At 72.5% G+C, this 23,773-nt stretch carries 20 protein-coding genes, 1 tRNA gene and 1 pseudogene; 7 read left to right on the plus strand and 15 right to left on the minus strand.

The genetic code is table 11. The features are described 5' to 3' along the window. Positions 1-16: 16 nt before the first annotated feature. On the minus strand, positions 17-1,171 hold the full coding sequence (locus EDD39_RS02535) for a cystathionine gamma-synthase (RefSeq protein ID WP_030462766.1): 1,155 nt from the start codon (positions 1,169-1,171) through the stop codon (positions 17-19). A 175-nt stretch (positions 1,172-1,346) separates the two neighbouring features. On the opposite strand from EDD39_RS02535, the gene EDD39_RS02540 reads away from it, so the two are divergent. After that, positions 1,347-1,715 carry a cupin domain-containing protein gene (locus tag EDD39_RS02540; protein WP_123553169.1) on the plus strand — a complete coding sequence of 123 codons (369 nt, stop codon included), beginning with the start codon at positions 1,347-1,349 and terminating at the stop codon, positions 1,713-1,715. A gap of 7 nt (positions 1,716-1,722) precedes the next feature. On the opposite strand, the gene EDD39_RS02545 is transcribed toward EDD39_RS02540, so the two are convergent. The 5 genes from EDD39_RS02545 to EDD39_RS02570 all read right to left on the minus strand — a co-directional run bounded on the left by EDD39_RS02545 (position 1,723) and on the right by EDD39_RS02570 (position 7,471). After that, positions 1,723-2,223 carry a DUF1203 domain-containing protein gene (locus tag EDD39_RS02545; RefSeq protein ID WP_123817504.1) on the minus strand — a complete coding sequence of 167 codons (501 nt, stop codon included), beginning with the start codon at positions 2,221-2,223 and terminating at the stop codon, positions 1,723-1,725. A 125-nt stretch (positions 2,224-2,348) separates the two neighbouring features. Then, entirely contained in the window at positions 2,349-3,356 is a 1,008-nt protein-coding gene (locus EDD39_RS02550; protein WP_123553170.1) for a hypothetical protein, read from the minus strand. A 465-nt stretch (positions 3,357-3,821) separates the two neighbouring features. Beyond that, complete coding sequence (locus EDD39_RS02560) at positions 3,822-5,105, minus strand: L,D-transpeptidase (RefSeq protein WP_030462762.1); 1,284 nt, start codon at positions 5,103-5,105, stop codon at positions 3,822-3,824. Between the two features lie 135 nt (positions 5,106-5,240). After that, complete coding sequence (locus tag EDD39_RS02565) at positions 5,241-5,567, minus strand: hypothetical protein (protein WP_030462761.1); 327 nt, start codon at positions 5,565-5,567, stop codon at positions 5,241-5,243. A gap of 503 nt (positions 5,568-6,070) precedes the next feature. Continuing rightward, the gene (locus tag EDD39_RS02570; protein WP_123553172.1) at positions 6,071-7,471 is read right to left on the minus strand and encodes a cystathionine beta-synthase; all 1,401 of its coding nucleotides are present in this window, start codon (positions 7,469-7,471) and stop codon (positions 6,071-6,073) included. 252 nt (positions 7,472-7,723) lie between these two features. On the opposite strand from EDD39_RS02570, the gene EDD39_RS02575 reads away from it, so the two are divergent. The 3 genes from EDD39_RS02575 to EDD39_RS02585 all read left to right on the plus strand — a co-directional run bounded on the left by EDD39_RS02575 (position 7,724) and on the right by EDD39_RS02585 (position 11,336). Then, the gene (locus EDD39_RS02575) at positions 7,724-8,824 is read left to right on the plus strand and encodes an SGNH/GDSL hydrolase family protein (RefSeq protein ID WP_123553173.1); all 1,101 of its coding nucleotides are present in this window, start codon (positions 7,724-7,726) and stop codon (positions 8,822-8,824) included. A gap of 56 nt (positions 8,825-8,880) precedes the next feature. Beyond that, a complete protein-coding gene (locus EDD39_RS02580; RefSeq protein WP_123553174.1) occupies positions 8,881-10,101 on the plus strand; it encodes an acetyl-CoA C-acetyltransferase in 1,221 nt (406 codons plus the stop codon). A gap of 278 nt (positions 10,102-10,379) precedes the next feature. Next, positions 10,380-11,336, plus strand: coding sequence for a hypothetical protein (locus tag EDD39_RS02585; protein WP_123553175.1), 957 nt, complete (start codon positions 10,380-10,382; stop codon positions 11,334-11,336). 103 nt (positions 11,337-11,439) lie between these two features. On the opposite strand, the gene EDD39_RS02590 is transcribed toward EDD39_RS02585, so the two are convergent. Together EDD39_RS02590 and EDD39_RS02595 are read right to left on the minus strand one after the other, a co-directional pair. Next, positions 11,440-11,781 (minus strand): hypothetical protein, encoded by a 342-nt coding sequence (locus EDD39_RS02590; protein WP_123553176.1) that lies wholly within the window; start codon positions 11,779-11,781, stop codon positions 11,440-11,442. Positions 11,782-11,877: 96 nt separating this feature from the next. Next, the gene (locus EDD39_RS02595; protein WP_123553177.1) at positions 11,878-12,747 is read right to left on the minus strand and encodes a Bax inhibitor-1/YccA family protein; all 870 of its coding nucleotides are present in this window, start codon (positions 12,745-12,747) and stop codon (positions 11,878-11,880) included. 169 nt (positions 12,748-12,916) lie between these two features. Between EDD39_RS02595 and EDD39_RS02600 the strand changes: the two genes are divergently transcribed. Further along, complete coding sequence (locus tag EDD39_RS02600; protein ID WP_123553178.1) at positions 12,917-13,441, plus strand: peptidylprolyl isomerase; 525 nt, start codon at positions 12,917-12,919, stop codon at positions 13,439-13,441. 84 nt (positions 13,442-13,525) lie between these two features. On the opposite strand, the gene EDD39_RS02605 is transcribed toward EDD39_RS02600, so the two are convergent. Continuing rightward, the gene (locus EDD39_RS02605; RefSeq protein WP_123553179.1) at positions 13,526-16,090 is read right to left on the minus strand and encodes an ABC transporter permease; all 2,565 of its coding nucleotides are present in this window, start codon (positions 16,088-16,090) and stop codon (positions 13,526-13,528) included. A gap of 52 nt (positions 16,091-16,142) precedes the next feature. After that, a complete protein-coding gene (locus EDD39_RS02610) occupies positions 16,143-16,916 on the minus strand; it encodes an ABC transporter ATP-binding protein (RefSeq protein WP_030462621.1) in 774 nt (257 codons plus the stop codon). Between the two features lie 363 nt (positions 16,917-17,279). On the opposite strand from EDD39_RS02610, the gene EDD39_RS39215 reads away from it, so the two are divergent. Then, a tRNA-Leu gene (locus EDD39_RS39215) sits at positions 17,280-17,361 on the plus strand. Positions 17,362-17,515: 154 nt separating this feature from the next. Beyond that, positions 17,516-17,968 (plus strand): DNA-binding protein, encoded by a 453-nt coding sequence (locus tag EDD39_RS02615; protein WP_123553180.1) that lies wholly within the window; start codon positions 17,516-17,518, stop codon positions 17,966-17,968. A 202-nt stretch (positions 17,969-18,170) separates the two neighbouring features. Here the strand turns inward: EDD39_RS02615 and EDD39_RS02620 are convergent, their stop codons facing one another. The 5 genes and pseudogenes from EDD39_RS02620 to eno all read right to left on the minus strand — a co-directional run bounded on the left by EDD39_RS02620 (position 18,171) and on the right by eno (position 23,483). Then, positions 18,171-19,538, minus strand: coding sequence for an NAD(P)/FAD-dependent oxidoreductase (locus EDD39_RS02620; RefSeq protein WP_123553181.1), 1,368 nt, complete (start codon positions 19,536-19,538; stop codon positions 18,171-18,173). A gap of 459 nt (positions 19,539-19,997) precedes the next feature. Then, positions 19,998-20,933 carry a Ppx/GppA phosphatase family protein gene (locus EDD39_RS02625; RefSeq protein ID WP_123553182.1) on the minus strand — a complete coding sequence of 312 codons (936 nt, stop codon included), beginning with the start codon at positions 20,931-20,933 and terminating at the stop codon, positions 19,998-20,000. A gap of 140 nt (positions 20,934-21,073) precedes the next feature. Further along, positions 21,074-21,607 (minus strand): annotated as a pseudogene (locus EDD39_RS02630) (DUF501 domain-containing protein); the annotation flags it as partial. A 41-nt stretch (positions 21,608-21,648) separates the two neighbouring features. Then, a complete protein-coding gene (locus tag EDD39_RS02635; RefSeq protein WP_244256576.1) occupies positions 21,649-22,089 on the minus strand; it encodes an FtsB family cell division protein in 441 nt (146 codons plus the stop codon). 107 nt (positions 22,090-22,196) lie between these two features. Beyond that, the gene (eno, locus tag EDD39_RS02640; protein ID WP_123553185.1) at positions 22,197-23,483 is read right to left on the minus strand and encodes a phosphopyruvate hydratase; all 1,287 of its coding nucleotides are present in this window, start codon (positions 23,481-23,483) and stop codon (positions 22,197-22,199) included. Positions 23,484-23,773 lie beyond the last annotated feature (290 nt).

Consider the following 23,773-nt stretch of genomic DNA (forward strand, 5'->3'; position numbering starts at 1 on the left):
GGGCCCTGACGGCCCGTCAGCCGAGGGCCTGCTCCAGGTCGGCCAGCAGGTCGGCGGCGGACTCGATGCCGACCGAGATCCGCACCAGGTCGGCGGGCACCTCCAGCGGGGAGCCGGCCGCGGAGGCGTGGGTCATCCGGCCGGGGTGCTCGATCAGCGACTCCACGCCGCCCAGCGACTCGCCCAGGGTGAACAGCTGCGCCCGGTTGCAGACCTCGACGGCGGCCTGCTCGCCGCCCGCGACCCGGAACGACACCATGCCGCCGAACGCCTTCATCTGCTTGGCGGCGACGTCGTGCCCGGCGTGGGTCGGCAGCCCGGGGTAGAGCACCTGCGTCACCTTCGGGTGGCCCGCGAGCAGTTCGGCGACCTTCTCGGCGTTCTCCGAGTGCCGGTCCATCCGGACGCCGAGCGTCTTGATGCCGCGCAGCACCAGCCAGGCGTCGAACGGCCCGGCCACCGCGCCCATCGCGTTCTGGTGGTAGGCGACCTCCTCGGCCAGGCCCGGGTCGGCCACCACCAGGGCGCCGCCGACCACGTCGGAGTGCCCGCCCATGTACTTGGTGGTGGAGTGCACCACGACGTCCGCGCCGAACGAGATCGGCTGCTGCAGGTAGGGGCTGGCGAAGGTGTTGTCGACCACCAGCTTCGCGCCGGCGGCGTGCGCGATCTCGGCGACCGCGGCGAGGTCGGTGATGCCGAGCAGCGGGTTGGAGGGGGTCTCCACCCACACCGCGCGGGTGGTCGGACGGATCGCCTCGCGCACCTTCTCGGGGTGGTGGGTGTCGGCGACGGAGAACTCGACGCCCCAGCGGGTCAGCACCTTCGCGAACAGCCGGAAGGTGCCGCCGTAGGCGTCGTTCGGGATGACGATGTGGTCGCCGGGCTTGAGCAGGGTGCGCAGCAGGGTGTCCTCGGCGGCCAGCCCGGAGGCGAAGGCGAGGCCGCGCGCGCCGCCCTCGATCGCGGCCAGGCACTCCTCCAGCGCGGTGCGGGTCGGGTTCGCGGAGCGGCTGTACTCGTAGCCCTCGCGCAGTCCGCCGACGCCGTCCTGCTTGTAGGTGGACACCTGGTAGATCGGCGTCACGACTGCCCCGGTCCGGGGGTCCGCTTCCTGGCCCGCGTGGATGGCGAGGGTCTCGAAGCCGTGGGAAAGCTGGTGCTCGGTCATGCCGTTGAGCCTAGTGCGACGGGTGGGCTTCACGGCGTGCGACGCGGGACGGGGCGGTCCGGCGGCCGGGGTGACCGTCCCGCGTCGCGCCCGGACCGCCGGGTGCCGAGGATGGAGGAATGGGCCGCGCTCCGGCGGCGGAGCGCGGGACGTTCTCGGCCGGAGGTGAACGGTGATGGCCGGGTTGGTGCGGATGAGTCTCGACGAGCCGGAGGAGGTCCGCCCGTTCGAGGGCGGCAAGGGACAGCTGGCGCTGGTGAACCTGGCGGCCGGCGGCGTCGGCCGGGCGGTGTTCGAGCCGGGCTGGCGCTGGTCGGAGCACGTGAAGCCGATCGCCGGGACCGACAGCTGCCGGGCCTCGCACACCGGGTACGTGATCTCCGGCCGGATCCGGGTGGAGATGGACGACGGCGAGGCGGCGGAGTTCGGCGCGGGCGACTTCATGCTCTGCCCGCCCGGCCACGACGCCTGGGTGCTCGGCGACGTGCCCTGCGTGATGCTCGACTGGCAGGGCTACGCCGACTACGCCAGGCCGCGCGCCTGAACGACGGCTACGCGCGCCGGACTTCGTGCAGGAAGCAGCCGAACTCGACGGCCCGCACGTGCAGCACGGCGGTCGCCGGGTCGGCCAGCAGTTCGGCGGCGAGGGACGGGAGTTCGCCGGGCCCGCCGAGCCGGCCGCCGAGGATCCGGCCGTCCGCCGAGTAGGCGCGCAGCACCCGGGGGCCGCCGTGGAAGCCCTCCGGCCAGCCGCCGGGGTGGCCGGCGCACGGTTCGGCGTGCACGAAGACCGGTCCGGTCTCCAGGTACGGCCCGGGGTCGCAGCCGGTCTCGGCGGCCCAGCGCAGCAGCGGCGCGTAGGACAGCAGGGTGATCCGCTCGCCGGGCCGGGCCCTGGTCAGGCAGCAGCGCAGCGGTTCGCCGCCCTCTTCGGTGACGGTGGCGGTCCGGGCCCGCCCGGCGTCGTCGGTGCGGCGCAGCGCGTCCAGGACGGGGGCGGGCACGGCCCTGGTCTCGATCCCGGCCGCGGTGCCGGTGGTGGTGGTGTGCATGCCTCCAGCCTGCGCGGGGGGCGGGGCCGCGGTCCGGCGGCTTTTGGACGTCGCGCTGCGCCGCGGCCCGCCGCGGGGGTGTTCCTCGCGGCGGGCCGGGATGGTGCGGAGCTGCTGACGGCGGGTCAGGTCAGCTGGGGGGCGAGGCCCTTGATCTCGTCGAAGGCGAATCCGCTGTGGTTCATCGACTCGGCGGTGTCCCGGTCGATGCCGAGCCGCTGGAGTTCGGCGTACTGCGACTCGGTGAGCGGGGCGGCGGAGCCCTGGTCGAAGCCGGTGCCGGTGGCGCCGTCCCCGAGGTCTCCGCCGGACATCGAGGAGAACGCCTCCTGGAGTCCGTTCAGGTCGAGTTCGGTGGCGCCGGCGGGGGCGCTCTGCGCGGCGCCGTCGGTGGAGATGCCGATCCGCAGCGGGAGGTGCGTCGACCAGTCCGACGTGTCGGCGAACTGGGCGATGTCGAAGGTGATCGCCTGCGGGCGGCCGTCCTTGAGCTGCACGTCGGCGGAGAGCTTGCGGTCCGGCACGTCGCTGAAGTCGCCCTTGGCCGGGAGCTTCGGGTAGCCGGGGATGCCCTTGGCGACGCCGGTGACCGACTTGTACAGCGCCTCGACCAGCGGGCGGGCGGGCGCGGAGACCCGGATCACGTCGTCCGCGTCGCCGCTCTTGCCCAGGTCGTCGAGCGTGACGTTGTCGGAGAGGGCCTCGGTGAGCGAGTTGCAGAAGCCGTTGAGCACGGACGGGTCGAGGCTGGGGGCGGCCTTCGGGGTGGCTCCCTTGCCGGCGGAGCCGGACATCTGCCGGGAGAACTCCTCGAACTTCTCGGTGTCCACCGAGATCCACTTGCCGCCGACCAGGTCCTTGAGCGGGGCGGCCGCGGGCGGCAGCTGGTCGAGGGCCGACTCGAACTCCGAGCTGTCCTCGCCCGCGAGCTGCGCGATGCCGCGGACGTCGACCTTGAGGTAGGCCTTCTTGCCGATCAGCCGGATGTCGGCGTAGGTCTTGCCGTCCTTCTTGCTGTTCAGCGCGTAGCCGACCGAGGCGCCCTGGAGGCCGTCGGTCCCGGTGCCCGCGGTGTCGCAGCCGCCCTTGGCGCCCTTGACGTCCTTGAGCGGCTTGTCGTAGCCGACCGACACGGACAGCTTCAGGTCGGAGAGCAGGTCGGCGGCCTGCTTCTCGATCGGGTCGCCGGTCGCCTTGCCGAACTCGACCAGCTGGGAGGAGGTGGCGTCGAGCGAGAGGTCGACCGTGACGGTCCTGGCGTCGCCGAGCTTGTCGAACGCCTTGCCCAGCTTCTGTCCGGCGCTCAGCTGCTCGACGGTGCCGCAGGCGGCGAGCCCGCCGCCGAGCAGGACGGCTCCGGTGGTGACGGCTATGCCCGCGCGGACGGTGCGGCGGCGGATGACGGTGTTGATGGCTTGACTCCTGCTACTGGAGACGGTTCGGGCCCGGTCGGCCCTGCCGCGGAGGCAAGCTCAGCACGATGATGCGTCCCCCCGCACGCGAATATTTTTACCATTCGATGAGGACATTCTCAGACGGCCCCCACCGTCCGCCGGCCCCCACCGTCCGTGCCCGAACCCCGTTCCCGCGCGGACGCGTCAGACCGCGCTCCCGGCCACCCAGTCCGCCCAGGCCATGTTCCAGCCGTTCAGGCCGTTTCCGGGATTCACCGTGCGGTCGCCGGAATTGACCACCTCGACCACGTCGCCGATCATCGAGCTCGCGTAGAAGGCGGCCGCGTCGGTGCTCGGGTCGTTGCCGCCCTGGACGTCCTGCAGCGCGATGCAGCCGTGGCTGGTGTTGTCGTTGCCGAACTGCGAGGCGGGCGACCAGTAGTTGCCGTGGATGAAGGTGCCCGAGGTGGTCAGCCGCTGGGCGTGCGGCACGTCCGGGATGTCGTACTCGCTGCCCAGGCCGACGGTGCTGGAGTTCATCCGGGTCTGCTGGTACTTCTCCGAGATCACCAACTTGCCGCCCCAGGTGCGGTGTTCGGGCGCGCCGCCGATCACCGGGTAGGTGGCGGTGACCTGGCCGTCGGTGCGCACGGTGAGGGTGTCGGCCTTCAGGTCGGCGGTGGAGACCTGGCTGCGGCCGACGGTGAAGGTGACGTCCTTGGACTGCGTCCCGTACACGCCCCTGGCTCCGGCGACGTCCTTGAGCCGCAGCTTGAGGGTGACCTTGGTGCCCTTCGCCCAGTACTCCTGCGGGCGGAAGTCGAGCCGGGTGGAGTCGAACCAGTGGCCGACGATCTCCACCGGCGGGTCGGCGACCACGGTGATCGCCTGCTGGACGGCCTTCCGGTCGGTGATCGACTTGTTGAAGTTGATCGACACCGGCATGCCGACGCCGACGGTGGAGCCGTCCTCGGGGGTGAAGTAGCCGACGAAGGTGTTGGCCGGGGAGGCGGTCGAGAAGCTCGCGTTGGCGTCGGCCGGGCGCTGGTCCTTGTCCACCGCGGCGGCCGCGACGGTGTACGTGCTGCCGCTGGACAGCTTGGCGGTGGAGGTCCAGCTCGCACCGTCCGCGGCGAGCTGCCCCGCTATCGCCCGGCCCGCCCCGTCCGTGACGGTCACCGAGGTCAGGGTGCCGTCCAGCACGGTGACGGTGACCGGCTCGGTGAACGGCGCGGCGGTGGCGCCGTCCGCGGGCTTGACGGTGATCTGCGCCACCGAGGCCTTCGGGCTGGTGGACGGGCTCTCCGTGACCGCCCCGCCCCCGGCCGGAGCCGAGCCGGAAGCACCCGCCGCCCCGGACTTCCCGCCGCCGCCCGAACAGGCCGCGACCAGCAGCACGGGGGCCCCCAGCAGCCCGGAGAGCACGCCGCGCCGGCTCCAGTTGCCGCCGCGCGGCCGGTCCTGCTTCTCCGGTGCGGTCACGTCCATGCTCCTCGGTCCAAGATCACGCATTTATGTGCAGATCGTACGAGAGTACCCAAGGGATGGGCAGAACGGACAAAAGCCCGATCCGGGGATACCGGACCGGGCTCTCGCACGGGGTGGAACGCGGCGGGACGGGTGTCACTGCACCTCGTACTCGTCCCAGCTCTCGTCGTCGGGGTCGTAGTCGGTGCTGGCGGACTCCCAGGTCGCGGAGGCGAGCTCCACGCCGGGGACGTCGCCGAGCAGGGCCACCGGGTCGACGAAGTGGGCGAGCGAACCGGTGGGGTCCACCTCGATCGCCTCGACGGCCTGGGCCCGCTCGTCGTCCTCCAGGTACTCGTCCTCGGCGACCTGGGTGAGCGCGGCGGCCTTGAGGGCCCCCTCGTCGGTGATCTCGGCGATCAGCTCGATGGTGAGGCGAACGTAGCGCGGGGCGTCCTGCTCGGGCAGGTCGGTGCTGGTCATGTCAGCGAGCCTAGGGCCTCGCACAGCCTTCCGGAAACGGGACCGGGGCGGAGCCGGGACCGGGGCCCCGGGCGGACGGTGAACGGCGGCGGAACGGAGCCCGAACGGCCGCGGGCACGAGGAAGGGCCGGCCCGGGCGAACCCGGACCGGCCCTTCCTCCTCCGCTCGGACTCCCCCACCCGGGAGCTCGCGGAGCCGCGCCTCGCGGCGCGATCTCGTGCCGCGGGAGCCGCCGCACCCTGGTGACAGGGGCGGGACGACGGCGCCTCCCGCGGTCCGGACACAGTGGGCCGGGTCAGGCCGACCGGTCGTGTCCCTGGCGGCCGCGGGGACGGGGAGCCGCTCCCGTCCTTCCGCTGCCACCGCTTCCGGCGTTCTTGCCGTGCTTCAAAGATGCCGTGCCCGTGTTAACCCGGTGATGCGCAGTTGTGACGTCCGAGTACCAACTGTTCCGGGGCCCGGGATCCCACCCGGGCGGCGGGCGCGGCCGGCTGAGCGGGCGTCAGTGGCCGGCCCGGGCGGTCAGGAAGGCCAGCAGGTCCTGCCGGGTCACGATGCCCTGCGGCTTGCCCTCGACCAGCACCACCACCGCGTCGGCCTTCTCCAGCACCGCCATCAGGTTGGTCACCGACTCGCCGGAGCCGACCACCGGCAGCGGCTTCGACATCACCCCGTCGAGGGTGTCGGTCAGCTGGATCCGGCCGCTGAACAGGCCCTCCAGCAGCTCCCGTTCGACCACCGAGCCGACCACCTCGCCGGCCATGATGTCCGGGTGCCCGGCGCCCGCGGAGACCACCGGCATCTGCGAGACGCCGAAGTCCCGCAGCACCCGGACCGCCTCGGCGACCGTCTCGCCCGGGTGCATGTGCACGAACTGCGGGATGCCCTCGTGCTCGATGGCGTCCTTGCGGGCCAGCACCTCGCCGATGTGCGCCTCGTCGGTGGCGGTCGGCAGGAAGCCGTAGTCGGCCATCCAGTCGTCGTTGAAGATCTTCGACAGGTAGCCGCGGCCGCCGTCCGGCAGCAGCACCACCACGACGTCGTCCGGCCCCAGCTCGCGAGCCACCTCCAGCGCCGCCACCACGGCCATCCCGCAGGAGCCGCCGACCAGCAGGCCCTCCTCCTTGGCGAGGCGGCGGGTCATCTGGAACGAGTCCTTGTCGGAGACCGCGACGATCCGGTCCGCGACCTGCCGGTCGTACGCGGTCGGCCAGAAGTCCTCGCCGACGCCCTCCACCAGGTACGGCCGCCCGGTGCCGCCCGAGTACACCGAGCCCTCCGGGTCGGCGCCGACGACCTGCACCTTCCCGCCGGAGACCTCCTTGAGGTAGTTGCCGGTGCCGGAGATCGTCCCGCCGGTGCCGACGCCCGCCACGAAGTGGGTGATCCGCCCCTCGGTCTGCTCCCACAGCTCCGGGCCGGTGGAGTGGTAGTGCGAGGCCGGGTTCTCCGGGTTGGAGTACTGGTCCGGCTTCCACGCGTTCGGGGTCTCCCGGACCAGCCGGTCCGAGACGTTGTAGTACGAGTCCGGGTGCTCCGGCGCGACCGCGGTCGGGCAGACCACGACCTCCGCGCCGTACGCCCGCAGGGTGTTGATCTTGTCCGTGGACACCTTGTCCGGGCAGACGAAGATGCACTTGTAGCCCTTCTGCTGGGCCACGATCGCCAGCCCCACCCCGGTGTTCCCGCTGGTGGGCTCGACGATGGTGCCGCCGGGCTTGAGCGCCCCGGAAGCCTCCGCCGCCTCGATCATCCGCATGGCGATCCGGTCCTTCACCGAACCGCCCGGATTGAAGTACTCGACCTTCGCCAGCACGGTGGCGCTGATCCCCTCGGCGACCTTGTTGAGCTTCACCAACGGGGTGTCGCCGACGAGCTCGATGATCGAATTGTGGTACCGCACGGGGGTCCTCCCGGTCGATGGCATCACTGACTTCCCGAAACCCCCAGCCTAGGGCCCGCCCCACCCCCGCACCGCCAGCCCGCCCCGCCGCCCCGCCGATCCCGCCGGTCGCGCCGCCGGCGGGCGCCGCCGCACGCCCGGGGCGGCCGGGGTCCGGCGGGCGGGTGGTTCTGCGGGGGTGGGCCGGTAGGGCGGGGCGGTCGGGGGGTAGCAGTGGGGTACCGGTGTGCGGAGCGGAGGAGGGGGTGGGCCATGACCGGCTCGCAGGCGTCGAGGGCCCGGGTGGCGCGACGGATCGCCACGGCGGCGGCCTACGGGGGCGGTGGGCTGGGGCTGCTGGGGGTGGGGCTGGCGGGGGTGCTGCTGACCGAGAGCCGGATGGCGATCCGGGCGATCGGGGTGCTGGACGGCGATCCGCCGTTCGCGGACGGGGTGTACGGCGAGGCCTTCGCCGACCCGGAGGACTCCCGGCCGCCCCTGCTGCTGGCGTTCCTGGGCGATTCGACGGCGGCGGGGCTGGGGGTGCAGCGCCCGCAGGAGACGCCGGGTGCGCTGTTGGCGTCGGGCCTGGCCTCGGTCGCGGAGCGCCGGGTGCGGCTGGTGAACGCGGCGCGGACGGGGGCCCGTTCGTCGGATCTGGCCCGGCAGTTGGAGTCGGCGCTGCCGCAGCGGCCGGACGTCGCGGTGGTGATGATCGGTGCGAACGACGTGACCCGGCACGCCCCGGCGGCCCGCAGCGTGCGCGAACTGGGCGAGGCGGTGGGCGCGTTGGTCTCGGCGGGGTGCCACGTGGTGGTGGGCACCTGTCCGGACCTGGGCACCATCAAGCCGGTCCGGCCGCCGTTGCGCTGGGTGGCGCGGCGGTTGAGCCGGCAGCTCGCGGCGGCGCAGACCATCGCGGTGGTGGAGGCGGGCGGGCGGACGGTCTCGCTGGGTTCGCTGCTGGGGCCGGAGTTCGCCACCCGCCCGGAGCTGTTCGCCGCGGACCGCTACCACCCGTCGGCGCAGGGTTACGCGACGGCGTCGATGGCGCTGCTGCCTTCGCTGTGCGCGGCGTTGGAGCTGTGGCCGCAGGAGTCGCCGGAGGCGGGCGGTGCGGTGGAGCCGCAGGCGGTGCTGCCGGTGGCGGTGGCGGCCGCGGCGGCGGCCGGGCGGTCGGGCACCGAGGTGTCGGCGGCCGGTCCGGCGAACGGCACCTGGCGGTGGGCGACGTTGAAGCAGCGCTTCCGGCTGGCCCTGCCGGGCGGGGAGGAGGTTGGTGCGGTCGGGTCGGACGCCGACCGCCCGCCGCGGGGGGACGCGTCGGCGAACTCACATCCGGAGGCGGATGACGCCGGAGCTACCAAGCGGTAACTTTCCCGGGAGATCCGCCGGATCGCGTCCCGAGGTCACTCAGCGAGGAGCCCGCCATGCCCGAAGCCGTCATCGTCAGCGCCGCCCGTTCGCCGATCGGCCGGGCGTTCAAGGGCTCGCTGAAGGACGTCCGCCCGGACGACCTGACCGCGCAGATCATCGGCGCCGCGCTCGCCAAGGTCCCGGAGCTGGACCCGCGGCAGATCGACGACCTGATGCTGGGCTGCGGCCTGCCGGGCGGCGAGCAGGGCCACAACCTGGCCCGGATCGTGGCCGTGCAGATGGGCATGGACTACCTGCCGGGCGCGACCGTCACCCGCTACTGCTCCTCGTCGCTGCAGACGACCCGGATGGCGCTGCACGCGATCAGGGCGGGCGAGGGCGACGTCTTCCTCTCGGCGGGCGTCGAGACCGTCTCGCGCTCGGTCAACGGCACCTCGGACGGCATGCCGGGCACCACGAACCCGCTGTTCGACGAGGCGCAGGCGCGCACCAAGCACCGCGCGGAGACGGGTGGCGGTACGTGGCACGACCCGCGCGAGGACGGGCTGCTGCCGGACGCGTACATCGCCATGGGCCAGACCGCGGAGAACCTCGCCGCGCTGAAGGGCATCACCCGGGCCGAGCAGGACGAGTTCGGCGTCCGCTCGCAGAACCTCGCCGAAGCCGCGATCAAGGCCGGCTTCTGGCAGCGCGAGATCACCCCCGTCACCCTCCCCGACGGCACCACCGTCAGCACCGACGACGGCCCCCGCGCCGGCGTGACCCTCGAAGCCGTCTCCGGACTCAAGCCCGTCTTCCGCCCCGACGGCACCGTGACGGCCGGTAACTGCTGCCCGCTCAACGACGGCGCCGCCGCCCTGGTCATCATGTCCGACACCAAGGCCCGCGAACTCGGCATCACCCCGCTCGCCCGCATCGTCTCCACCGGCGTCTCCGCCCTCTCCCCCGAGATCATGGGCCACGGCCCCGTCGAAGCCTCCCGGCAGGCCCTGCGCCGGGCCGGACTGACGATCGGCGACATCGACCTGGTCGAGATCAACGAAGCCTTCGCCGCCCAGGTCATCCCCTCCTACCGGGACCTCGGCATCGACCCCGACCGGCTGAACGTCAACGGCGGCGCCATCGCCGTCGGCCACCCCTTCGGCATGACCGGCGCCCGCATCACCACCACCCTGATCAACTCCCTCCAGTGGCACGACAAGCAGTTCGGCCTGGAAACCATGTGCGTCGGCGGCGGACAGGGCATGGCCATGGTCATCGAGCGCCTGAGCTGAGCGGAGTGACGCGCGTCTCATCCATTCGGAGTGACGCTGCGTGATTGAGGGCCGGATCACACCGAGGGTGCGATCCGGCCCGTTTTTCGGCCCTCCGGGGCCGAATTGTCGACGCACCGGATTGGATCAACTCCGCAGCGTAGAAAGGTATTACCTAACAATTTGAGGACAAGTAGGAAAGTCCACAACAAATCCGACATCAGCCACTGCAGTAACGGCCGTCGATACGGCAGTGTGGAGACGTAACCCCGTTCCGCTCCTCGTTGGGAGTACGTTCCGTGAGCGCCGTCTTCCTCTCCCTGCTGCTGGTACTGATCGTCCTGACCACCGCCGTCCTGCTCCACCTCCGCACGCTGGCACGGAAGTTGGACGCCCGGCAGCCAGCCCCGCAGGCGGACGAGGCGCTGATACGCCGCGCCGTCGCCGAGGCCCTGGCCGCCGACCGGGAGCGGGAGATCACCGAGGCCCGGGCGTTCTGGGCCGAGCAGGAGGCGCGCGCCGCCGAGGACTCCCCGCTGTTCGACACCCCGTTCACCACCATCGGCGAGGACTGGCCGATCTTCTTCCCGCGCCCGACCGGGCCGCAGGAGGCCGCCGACAACAACGGCGTGATGGACCCGGAGTTCGGCGATGCGCTGCGGCACGCGCTGGAGGACCTGATCAAGGACGGCCCGGCGGACGGCGGCCCGGCCGGCGGCGCCCTCGGCGGCCACCCCGCGCACCCCGCCCATCCCGCGCACCCCGCCCACCCCGCGCAGGGCGGCGGCTTCCCGGCCCCCGGTGACAACGGCGACGTGCAGGCCCGCCGGGAGGCCGACCTGCTGGCCACCGGTCTGGAGGCCGGGCTGCTGGACGCCGAGGCGGAGCCCGCGACCGCGACCGCGCCCGACCCGCGCCGCCACCCCTCGCACCCCGACTTCGTGCCCAGCCCGACCCCGTCCCGCGAGTGGACCGACGACCGGCTGGCCGCGCTCGCCGAGGAGCGGATCGGACTGACCGACGTCCGCCCCGGCCCGCTGGGCACCCTGGACGTGTACGCCTTCGCCGACGGCACCACGCTGTGCGTCGCCCCCGGCGACCGGGAGGCCGCCTACCGGCTGATCGACGCCGTCCGGGCCGGCGAGGACGTCCGGCTGCTGGGCGGGTCCCGGTTCTCCGGCTCGTACTCGCTGACCTTCTCCACCGACGACGAGACGGTCTACGTGCTCGCCGACCGGGTGGTCGCCTCGATCTGAGGCCGCCCGCACGCCCGCGACGGGGCGCCGGAGCGCACGGCAAGGGGTTGCCCGTGCCGCTCCGGCGCCCCGTCGGCGTTCTGACGGCCCGTCAGGGGGCGCGTCAGGCGGTGAGCCGGTCGGTGTGCTCGACGTCGGCCAGCGCGGCGGCCAGCTCCTGCGGGTGGCCGTCGCCCGCGGCGAGCGCCAGGTCGTGCCCGGTGACGGCGAGTTGGTCGCCGACCGCGAACGCCCCGCTGTCGGGCACCTCCAGCGCGGGCAGGCCCTCCAGCGCGCGGGCCCGGTCGGCCAGCCGGCGGGCCAGCGCGAGCCCGGCGGCGGCCCGGGACGGGTGGCCGGGGACGGCGTTCAGCAGGCGGCTCTGCGGCATCGCCCGGAAGCGGTCGGCGAGCCGGTCGACGGCGTCGGTCAGCCGCGCGGCGGCGGCGGGGAGGTGCTCGGACATGCCCCCGAGCGTAGGGCCTGCCGGGCCCCGCAACGGCCGCGGCGGGCCCCGGAGGATCGTTCCTCCGGGGCCCGCCGCGGGTGCGCCGGGGCGCGGTCAGTCGTCGCCGCGCAGGATGGCGATCAGGCGCAGCATCTCCAGGTAGATCCAGACCAGCGAGAGGGTCAGGCCGAAGGCGGCCCGCCAGGCCTCCTTCTCGGGGGCGCCCTGCCGGATGCCCTCCTCGATCTCGGCGTAGTCGAGGGTGAGGAAGAAGGCGCCGAGCGCGATGCCGATCAGGCCGACCACGATGCCCAGCGGGCCGGAGCGCAGGCCGAAGTCGGCGCCGAACAGCACGGCGACCATGTTGACCAGCATCAGCAGCACGAAGCCCATGGCGATCGTGAGGCCGATCCGGGTGTACCGGGGGGTGACCCGGATCCGGCCGCTCTTGTAGGCGATCAGCGTGGCCGCGAACACCGCGGCGGTGCCCAGCACGGCCTGGATGGCGATGCCCGGCAGGAAGGTCTCCAGGGCCATGCTGATCGCGCCGAGGAAGAAGCCCTCCAGCGCCGCGTAGGCCAGGATCAGCCCCGGGTTGACGCTGCGCTTGAAGCTCACCACCAGGCCGATGACCATGGCGACCAGCGCGGCGCCGATGGCCGGCGCGAAGTTGTCGACCGGCACGGTGAACCAGGCCAGCGCGCCGAAGGCGACCAGGGTGAGCAGCGTCATGGCCGTCCGGGCCACCACGTCGTCCATGGTCATCCGGCCGGTCCGGGCCGGGCCCGCGGACGGCGCGCCGTACATCGCGGCGAGCCGGTCGTCCGTCAGCGGCGGCTGCTGGCCGGCGTACGGGCTGCCCGCGTACGGGGAGCCGTACGCCTGCCCGGCGGGCTGGGTGGCCGTCTGCGTGCCGAATCCCGCGTACTGGTCGTCGCGGGTGAAGGACCCCTCCCGCGAGAAGACCGGGTTCCTGCTTCTCATCACATTCCCTCCGGGGCGGCACGGCACCACCCACACAGGAGACAAGAGTAATGGTTTGGCAAAGTATTCCGCGTCGGTCGTGAGGATGATCCCGTGTCGCCTGCGCGGGGGGCCGCCGAGCGGGCAGGGTGGGGGGCGCAACTGACGCTTACCCAGAAAGGCGGCCCCGATGGCCGAGGAGCTGTACGCCACGCTGAAGACCAACAAGGGCGACATCGTGGTCCGGCTGCTGCCGAACCACGCCCCCAAGACGGTCAAGAACTTCGTGGAGCTGGCGACGGGTGCGCGGGAGTGGATCGACCCGAACACCGGGCAGAAGAGCACCGAACCGCTGTACGACGGCACGGTCTTCCACCGGGTCATCGAGGGCTTCATGATCCAGGGCGGCGACCCGCTGGGCAACGGCACCGGCGGCCCGGGCTACAAGTTCGCCGACGAGTTCCACCCGGACCTGGCCTTCACCAGGCCGTACCTGCTGGCGATGGCCAACGCGGGCCCGGGCACCAACGGTTCGCAGTTCTTCATCACGGTCGGCCCGACCACCTGGCTGACCGGCAAGCACAGCATCTTCGGCGAGGTCACCGACCCGGCCAGCCAGAAGGTCGTGGACGCGATCGTCGGCGTGGAGACCGGGCGCAACGACCGCCCGGTGCAGGACGTGGTGATCGAGAAGGTCGTCATCGAGACCCGCTGACCTCCCGGCACGCGGAAGCCGCCCGTCCCCGCGGAGGGGACGGGCGGCTTCCGGACGCCTTCCGGGCGCCTTGCTGACGGCGGGTCAGTCGGTCTTGATGCTGGTCAGGATGTCCAGCCGGGAGGCCCGGCGGGCCGGCCAGAGGGCGGCGACCATGCCGACCAGGGCGGCGAGGCCGAGGAAGAGCAGCACACTGCCGTACGGGATCACGGTGGTCAGTCCCTTCAGTTCGGAGGCGAGGGTCCGGGTGGCGGCCCAGGCCAGGAAGCAGCCGAGCAGGACGCCGACGAAGGCGCCGAAGACCGAGATCACCACGGACTCCAGGCGGATCATCCGCTTGATGCCGCGCCGCTCCAGGCCGATCGCCCGCAGCATGCCGATCTCGCGCTTGCGCTCGAACACCGACATGGCGAGCGTGTTGATCACGCCGAGGACGGCGACGATCACCGCCATGCCGAGCAGGCCGTACATCAGGTTGAGCATGGTCGAGATGATCCGGCTGAACTCGTCGACCATGTCCTTCATGGTCCGGACCTCCATCACCGGGTTGCGGCCGGTGGCGTCCTTGATCGACTGCTTCAGCTCGGCGCTCGGGCCGTCGGTGCCCTTCACCAGGATCTGCTGGACCAGCGGGTGGGCGTCGTGGCGCTCGATCAGCTGGTTGGGGGCCACCACCGGGGAGACGCCGTCGTTGCGCTCGAAGACGCCGCCGACGGTGAGCGTGACGGCCTCGCCCTTGCCCGCGGTGGCGGCCAGGGTCGAGCCGACCGAGAGGTGGTGGGTGGCGGCGAACTCGTCGTTGACCAGCACCTGGCCCTGCTTGAGCGCGCCGGTGGAGCCGGAGGCCATGGTCAGGTTGACCAACTGGTCGAAGGCGTCCGCGTCGTAGCCCTCGATCGCCTTGGCCTGGTCGGAGCCGTCCAGGTGCCACCAGACGTTGTCGACCCGGCTGACCGCCTTGACGCCCTTCGCCCCGGCGACCAGGCCGGTCAGGTCGGGGGACAGCTCGCGGCCGTTGGCCATGCCGACCACGTAGTCGGCCTTCATCGAGCCGGCGACCATCGAGGTGACGGCGCTGGTGACCGAGCTGCCGATCACGGTCAGCGCGGTGACCAGGGTCAGGCCGATGGTCAGCGCGGCCGCGGTGCTGGCGGTGCGGCGCGGGTTGCGCACCGCGTTCAGCCGGGCCAGCTTGCCGGGGGTGCCGAACAGCTTGGCCAGCACCGGGCCGACCAGCGCGATCACCGGCCGCGACAGCAGCGGCAGCAGCACGAACACGCCGATCAGGGTGAGCGGGGCGCCGAGCTCCAGCAGGTGCTGGGCGCCCGAGCCGCTGCCGTTCGCCCCGGCCAGGATCAGGCCCAGGCCGGCGCCGGCCACCAGCACGCCGATGCTGTTGCGGATCAGCAGGCCGCGCTGGGTGCTGGGCTGCTCGCCGCTGCTCATCGCCGCCACCGGGGGGATCCGGGAGGCCCGGACGGCCGGCAGCAGCGCCGACAGCACGGTGACCACCACGCCGACCACCAGGGTGGCGACCACCGTCACCGGGGCGACCACCAGCGAGCCGGTGGGCATGCCCTCGTCGAAGGCGTGCAGCAGGGACTGCAGGCCCGCGCCGATGCCGATGCCCGCGAGCAGGCCGCCGACCGAGGCGATCACGCCGATGGCGAGCGCCTCCACCAGCACCGACTTGGTGACCTGGCCGCGGCTGGCGCCGACCGCCCGCAGCAGCGCCAGTTCCTTGAGCCGCTGGGCGATCAGCATGGTGAAGGTGTTGACGATGATGAAGATGCCGACGAACAGCGAGATGCCGGCGAACACCAGCAGCATGGTCTTGGTGGTGCCGACCGAGGCGGCGACCATCTTGGTCTGCTCGTCCTTGAGCTCCTGCCCGGTCTGCAGCTCGACGCCGTCGGTGCCGGTCTTCGCCCGGGCCTGCTCCAGCAGCGCCTGCTCGGAGGTGCCGGCCTTGGCGGTCAGCACCACCGAGCTGAACCGGCCCGGTTCGAGCAGTTCCCGCTGGGCGGTGGCGGTGTCCATCAGCACCAGGGTGCCGCCGGAGGTGACCTTGGGGTCGTCGGTGGTGAAGACGCCGGTCAGCACGGCGTCCCGGGCGGCGCCGTTGCCGGCCACCCGGACGGTGTCGCCCACGTGGTAGCCGGCCTTGTCGGCGGCCTGCCGGTTCAGCGCGACCTCGTTCTCGGCGCGCGGGCCGCGGCCCTCGGCCATCGGGTAGCGGGTGTCCGCACCGGAGGCGTCCGGGACGAAGTTGGCGCCGCGGGCGCTCCAGGCCTCGCCGACCAGGTTGCCGTTCTTGTCGGCGACGCCGGTGAAGCCGGAGACCACGCCGCGGGCCCGCTCGGTGCCGGGCAGCGCGGCCAGCTGCTGGACGGTGTCCGGGGTCAGCGAGGTGCGCTCCTCGGGCCGCGCGTCGCCGTCGGTGGGGCCGCCGTCGTCGGCGCCGGAGGCGGAGACCAGCACCGAGACGTCCGAGAAGCTGGTGGAGTAGCTGTTGCGCATGGCCTGGCCCATGGTGTCGGAGAACACCAGGGTGCCGGCCACGAAGGCGGTGCCGAGCAGCACGGCCAGTACCGTCATCAGCAGGCGGCCCTTGTGGGCCAGCACGTTGCGCAGTGCGGTGCGATACATGGGGTCAGTCCTGGGGAGTGGGTGCGGTCGGTTCGACGTGGCTGACGGGGCGTCAGCTGGTGCGGCCCTTGGCGTCGAAGCGACGCATCCGGTCCAGGACGGTGTCGGCGGTCGGTCCGAACAGCTCGTCGACGATCCGGCCGTCGGCCAGGAACACCACCCGGTCCGCGTACGAGGCGGCGACCGGGTCGTGGGTCACCATCACCACGGTCTGGCCGAGTTCGCGCACCGAGTTGCGCAGGAAGGAGAGGATCTCCGCGCCGGAGCGGGAGTCCAGGTTGCCGGTGGGCTCGTCGGCGAAGATGATCTCCGGCTTGGAGGCCAGCGCCCGGGCGCAGGCGACGCGCTGCTGCTGGCCGCCGGAGAGCTGGGCCGGGCGGTGCGAGAGCCGGCCGGACAGGCCGACGGTCTCCACCACCCGGTCCAGCCAGGCCCGGTCGACCTTGCTGCCGGCGATGTCCATCGGCAGCGTGATGTTCTCCAGCGCGGTCAGCGTGGGCAGCAGGTTGAACGCCTGGAAGATGAAGCCGATCTTGTCCCGGCGCAGCCGGGTCAGCTGCTTGTCCTTCAGCCCGACCAGCTCGGTGTCGCCGATGGTGGCCGACCCCGAGGTGACCTTGTCCAGCCCGGCCATGCAGTGCATCAGCGTCGACTTGCCGGAACCGGAGGGCCCCATGATCGCGGTGAACTCGCCCCGCCCGAAGGAGACCGAGACGTCGTCGAGCGCCACGACGCGGGTCTCGCCCTCGCCGTAGACCTTGTTCAGGCCGGTGGCGCGGGCCGCCGCCAGGCCGGTGTGGGCAGCGTACGCGGTCGAGGTGCTCACGGTGGGGACTCCTGTCCGGAGGGTCGGTGTTCGGCACGGCGCGACCGGACCGGAAGACTCCTCCGACCGCTACTCCATCCTCACGGCCGCCCGGCCCCGCCCACGTCGCTCCGCCGGACGGTTGCCCCACCGCCGCCAGGCGTACGGCCTCCGCCGCCGTCTCCTCCTGCGGTATGACCCCTCCCCCGACCCCCGCGCCGGGGGCGGTCCGGGGCCCGGGGTGGCCGAGAACCGCCGCCCGGTGGCCGAAATGCCGGACGCTTCGTCAGATGGCATGGAAGCATGACAACTTCCGCGCCGGGAAATATGCGAAACACTCGCCCGGCCGACTAGGCTCAGTGCCTGAGTTCGCCGCGCTCCCAGGCCCAGATGGTGGAACGCAGACACGGGCAGCTTAAAACTGCTTGGCCGCGAGGCCGTGCCGGTTCGAATCCGGCTCTGGGCACTCTCCTGCCCGTCCCCGCCACCGGCTCCCGCACCCGGCGGACCGCTCTCCCACCCGCCCGACCGGCCCCCGGGGCGCCCTGCCGCCCGACGATTGAACGAAACGTTCACAACAAGTCATTGACGGTCCGGCGTTCAAGGCGCATCCTGGGGCCATGGCCGACACCGCTCCCCGCCCCCCGTCCTCCGCCGACCCGTTCGCACCGCCCGACCCCGCCGCCGCGCGGGCCGGACGGGTGTACGCCGCGCTGTTCCGGATCGCCGAGCGGCACGCCGCCGGGGACGGACAGCGGCAGCGGCAGGTCAACCCGGCGATCCTGGCCCCGCACGAGGCGGTGCGGCTGGTGGCGTTCCTGCTCAGCGGGGCGGCGCTGGCCGAGGAGGGCGAGCCCGAGGTCGACCGGGACGACATCACGGCCGCGCTGACCCTGCTGCCCCTGGTCCGGGCCGAACTCGACGAGCTGGAGGCCGGGTTGCTCACCATGGCCCGCGGCCGCGGGATGACCTGGCATGACATCGCCTTCGGCCTCGGCCTGGGGACGCCGCAGGCGGCCCGCCAGCGGCACGAGCGGCTCACCGACCGGACGGCGCCCGACGAGACCTCCTGACGGGCCGTCAGGACGCGTGCGGCGCCCGGGAACGCCCGAAGGCCCCCACCCGGTGGAGGGTGGGGGCCTTCGGAACTGCTGTGCTGTACTCCGCCCGGTGGCGGGGCCGGCTGAGCACCACGGAGGTCGTGGTCCGGCGGCACTGCCGGGCGGAGGGCCTCCGACTCGAACCCGACCTGTGTCGGGTCTGGTCGCTTCCTGCTTACTTGCTGGCGGCGAGTTCCTTCTCGGGCGCGGCCGCGGCGGCGGGCTTCGGCGCGGGGGCGGTCGCCTCCTGGAAGGCGTCGAACGGCTTCTCCATCTCGGAGAGGCCGACCGTCTCGCGCTTGAGGAACATCGCCAGGGTCCAGTCGGTGAAGACCCGGATCTTGCGGTTCATGGTCGGGACCATCGCGCCGTGGTAGCCGCGGTGGAACCACCAGGCCAGGCGGCCCTTCAGCTTGACCTTGCCGAAGAGGATCGCCACGCCCTTGTGCAGGCCGAGGCCGGCCACCGCGCCGAGGTTCTTGTGCTTGTACTCGGCCTGCGGGAAGCCGCGCATGCCCGAGATGACGTTGTCACCGAGGACGGCGGCCTGGCGCACCGCGTGCTGCGCGTTCGGCGGGCACCAGGCGCCCTCGCCCGAGGCGAGGTCGGGGACCTGGGCGTTGTCGCCGGCCGCCCACACGTAGTCGAAGCCCTGGACCTGGAGGGTCGCCGCGGTGTCCACGTGGCCGCGCGGGCCGAGCGGGAGGCCGAAGCGGTTGACGACCGGGTTGGGCTTGACGCCGGCGGTCCACACGATGGTGGAGGCGTCGAACTCCATGCCGTTCTTCAGCACCACGTGCTGGTCGACGCAGGAGTCCATCGAGGTCTCGATGTAGACCTCGATGTTGCGCTCCTCCAGGCGGCCCTTGGTCCACAGACCGAGGTCGGGGCCCATCTCGGGGAGGATGCGGTTGGCCGCCTCCACCACCACGAAGCGCATGTCGTCACGGCTGACGGTCTTGTAGATCTTGGCGGCGTCGCGCGCCATGTCCTCGATCTCGGCGACGGTCTCGATGCCGGCGAAGCCACCGCCGATGACCACGAAGGTCAGGGCCTTGCGCCGGACGTCCTCGTCCGTGGTGGACTCGGCCTTGTCGAGCTGCGCCATGACGTGGTTGCGGAGGCTGATCGCCTCCTCGACCGTCTTCATGCCGATGCCGTGCTCCGCCAGACCCGGGATCGGGAAGGTGCGGGACACCGAGCCGGTCGCCACGACCAGGTACTCGAAGGGCAGTTCGTAGGAGTCGCCGGCCGCGGGCTGGATGGTGGCGACCTTGCGGGCGTGGTCCACCTCGGTCACGTGACCGGTGAGCACCTCCGCCTTCTTCAGGGCGCTGCGCAGCGGTGCGACGAGGTTGCGGGGCGCGACGTTGCCGCCGGCCGCCTCGGGAAGGAAGGGCAGGTACGTCATGTACGACCGCGGGTCGACGACCGTGACGGTCGCTTCGCCGTAGCGCATCTTTTTGAGGATGCGCATCGCGGCATACAGGCCGACGTAACCACCGCCGACAATGAGGATGCGAGGACGCTCCGTGGTGCTCATATCCGAAAGTATCCACCCCCGCCCGACGGGCCATTCGTGAGGCCCGTCACAAGCTCCTGGACACCTGGTGCTACACTACGCGCCCGCACTTCGACCCCCGGAGGCCCGTTCCGGGCCCGCCGACCGCCCTCCGCGACCGGGACGGCACTCAGTGCCGCGCTGAGCAGCAACGATCCCGGTGCCGCACGGGTTCCCGAGCGGGGTTTCGATTTCTCCGGGATGGGCGCCAGGTTGCCTGCGATCCCATGAACAACCCGCCAGCGGCACCTTCGGTCCCACATTTCGGACGGAGCGGACACCCAGGTGGGTCGAAAGGCTGGATTGCCATGTGAAGAAATTCACGAAGGTTCTTCGGCCGACACGCCGCAAGCCCCCCGAAGGGCCCCGGGGAGGGCCCGGAAGGCCCTTCCGCGGGCCTCCGGACCCCGTTCCCCGCCCGGCCCCGCCCGGGTCGCCGGGTCAGGCGATCGACCAGGCGATCCCGTCGAGGATGTCGTGCTCGGAGACCAGCAGTTCGGCGGCCCCGGTGCGCTCCATGATCTCCAGCAGCACCAGCGCGCCCGCCGCGATCACGTCCACCCGGCCGGGGTGCATGACCGGGACGGCGGCCCGCTCGGCGTGCGAGGAGTGCAGCAGCCACTGGGCGGTCTCCCGGACCTGCGCGACGTCCAGCACCGCGTGGTGGATCCGCTCGGAGTCGTACCCGGGCAGTTCGAGGGCGATCCCGGCCACCGTGGTGACGGTGCCGGCCAGGCCGACCAGGGTGGCGCCGGAGTCCAGCGGGACGGCCTGCGCGACGGTGTCCAGCGCGGCCCGGATGTCGGCCCGGGCGGCCTCGATCTGCGCCTCGGTGGGCTGCCCGCCCGCGAAGTGGCGCTCCGTCATCCGCACGCAGCCGATGTCCGTCGAGTACCCGGCCTGCACGTCCCGCTCGCCGAGCACGAACTCGGTGGAGCCGCCGCCCAGGTCGAACACCAGGTAGGGCGGGCGGTGCGGGCCGCCGAGCAGTTCCCGGGTGGCGCCGGTGAAGGAGAGCCGGGCCTCCTCGTCGCCGCTGACCACGCTCGGCGTGACGCCCAGGATCTCCTTGACCCCGGCGGCGAACTCGGCGGCGTTCTCGGCGTCCCGGGACGCGGAGGTGGCGACCATCCGGATCCGGTCCGGGGCGACCCCGTGCGCGTCGATGACCTCGGCGTACTCGCGGCAGGCCGCGAAGGTGCGGGCCAGCGCCTCGGGGTGCAGCCGGCCGGTGCGGTCGACGTCCTGGCCGAGCCGGACGATCAGCATCCGCCGGTCCAGGTCGGTGAGTTCGCCGGTGGCGGGGTCGAGGTCGGCGATCAGCAGGCGGATCGAGTTGGTGCCGCAGTCGATCGCGGCGACCCGGGTCGGGCTCACGACTCGTCCTCCTGTTCGGCCTGTCCGGCCTCGGCGGCGGCCTTGCGGGCCGCCCGCTCGGCACTCAGTGCCTCCTTGGCGGCGATCACCGCGTCGTGGTCCTGCGCCGCGGCCTTGGCCCGGTTGCGGGCGACCCGCGCGCCGGCCGCGTCGACCTCGGCGTCGCTGACGCACGGGCCCTTGGCCCACCACTGCTCCAGCATCCCGATCGCCTCGTCGCCGAGCGGGTTGACGCCCTCCCCGGCGGCCAGCGAGTGGCCGACCAGCACGTGCAGGCACTTGACCCGGTCGGGCATGCCGCCGGCGCTGGGGAAGCCCTCCAGCACCTCGACGGCGTCCCGGCGGGCGATGTAGTCCTCGTGCGCCCGCCGGTAGGCGGCGGCGAGCTCCGGGTCCTCGGCGAGCCGGGCGGTCTGCTCCTTCATCACGCCGTCCGCCTCCAGGGTGCCGATCAGCGAGGCGGCCTTGGGGCAGGTCAGGTAGTAGAGCGTCGGGAACGGCGTGCCGTCGGGCAGCCGGGGCGCGGTCTCCACCACGTCCGGGTTGCCGCACGGGCAGCGGTGGGCGACGCCGCGCAGCCCGCGCGGGACCCGGCCGAGCTGGGCGGCGATGGCGGCGACGTCGCGCTCGGACACCTCGGGGGCGTCGGACGCGGGAGGGTTCTGGTTGCTCATCAGGTCAGGAGTCTGTTCGTCCGGGGGTGGGTGAGGGGTCGTCAGGGGGCCGGCTGCGGCGCGGGCGCCGCGGCGTCGGCGGCGTCCACCGAGTCCCAGAGGGCGGCGTACCAGGGCTTGGCGGCCTTCGGCGGGCCGGCCGCGGCGTCCGCCGGGGAGGGCTTGGCGCCGGGCGCGGGCGGCGGGGAGACCGAGACGAACGGGGTCTCGCCGGGCAGCGCGTAGTGCAGCCGCTCGCGGGCCTGCGCCTTGACGTACTCCGGGTCCTGCCAGCGGGCCTTCTCCCGGCGCAGCTCGTCGACCTGCTGGCGGGCGTGCTCGGCCTTGGCCCGCTGGTCGGCGATCTCGCCGCGCTGGGCGATGTACTGCCGGGCGGGGTAGGCGAGTATCGCCACCAGCGAGCACAGCACGAGGACCAGCACGGTGGCCCGGCTGGTGAAGCGCGGTCGCGCCGCCAACCCGGGAATCCTCCACTTGGCCATCTGCTCGCCCCTCCTGCGCATGCCGGTGCCCCGGCCCCACCCTACGCGGTGGGAGCCGGGGCACCGGTCACAACAGGCTCGGGAGTGCTCAGCCCTTGCCGTGCTCGTCAGTTCGCAGGGCGAAACCGCGGGAACGAGGAGCGGCCCGCGTACTCGGCGGCGTCGTCGAGGATCTCCTCGATGCGCAGCAGCTGGTTGTACTTGGCGACGCGCTCGGAGCGGGCCGGGGCGCCGGTCTTGATCTGGCCGCAGTTGGTGGCGACGGCGAGGTCGGCGATGGTGACGTCCTCGGTCTCGCCGGAGCGGTGCGACATCATGCAGCGGTAGCCGTTGCGCTGGGCCAGCTCGACGGCGTCCAGGGTCTCGGTGAGCGAGCCGATCTGGTTGACCTTGACCAGCAGCGCGTTGGCGGTGCCGGTCTCGATGCCCTTGCGCAGGCGCTCCGGGTTGGTGACGAACAGGTCGTCGCCGACCAGCTGGACCTTGTCGCCGATCGCGTCGGTGATGGCCTTCCAGCCGTCCCAGTCCGACTCGTCCAGCGGGTCCTCGATGGAGACCAGCGGGTAGTCGGCGACCAGCTCGGCGTAGTACGCGATCAGGTCGGCGGAGGAGAGCGCCTTGCCCTCGAACTGGTAGGCGCCGTCCTCGAAGAACTCGGAGGCGGCGACGTCCAGGGCGAGCGCGACGTCCTTGCCCGGGGTGTAGCCGGCCTTCTTGATGGCCTCGGTGATGAGGTCCAGGGCCTCGCGGTTGGAGTCCAGGTTCGGGGCGAAGCCGCCCTCGTCGCCCAGGCCGGTGGAGAGCCCGCGCTCCTTCAGCACGCCCTTGAGGGTGTGGTAGACCTCGACGCCCCAGCGGACGGCCTCGGAGAAGGACTCCGCGCCGATCGGGGCGATCATGAACTCCTGGATGTCGACGTTGGAGTCCGCGTGCGAGCCGCCGTTGAGGATGTTCATCATCGGGACGGGCAGCACGTGGGCGTTCGGGCCGCCCAGGTAGCGGAACAGCGGCAGGTCGCTGGCCTCGGAGGCGGCGTGCGCCACGGCGAGCGAGACGCCGAGGATGGCGTTGGCGCCGAGCGAGGACTTGTCCGGGGTGGCGTCCAGGTCCAGCATGGCCTGGTCGATGAGGCGCTGCTCGGTGGCGTCGTAGCCGACCAGCTCGGGGCCGATCTGCTCGATCACGGCGAGGACGGCCTTCTCGACGCCCTTGCCGAAGTAGCGGTTCTTGTCGCCGTCGCGGAGCTCCAGGGCCTCGAAGGCACCGGTGGAGGCACCCGACGGGACGGCCGCGCGACCGGTGCTGCCGTCGTCGAGACCGACCTCGACCTCGACCGTGGGGTTGCCGCGGGAGTCGAGGATCTCACGGGCTACGACGACATCAATGGACGGCACGAGGCATCTCCTAGCGGAAGCGGATGTGTGGTCGTTACGACCAGAGCCTAGCCGCACAGCGCCCCGCGGCCACGCCCGGCCGGGCCCCGTCTCACGGTGTGGCCCGGCTACTCACTGGTAGTTCACCTGTTTGACGGCCGTTCCACCGCTCCCGGTGGCGCGAACTGCTCGGCGCGCGCCGGGAGCGGACGGAGCGTCAGGGGACGCGGCCCTCGTCAGGGCGGCGGCGGAGCCTCGTCAGGCTCCGGTCCTCGCGTCCCGGATGCCGGACCCGGAACGGGTCGGCGGCG

Source organism: Kitasatospora cineracea (assembly GCF_003751605.1).
GTDB classification, from domain to species: Bacteria; Actinomycetota; Actinomycetes; order Streptomycetales; family Streptomycetaceae; genus Kitasatospora; species Kitasatospora cineracea.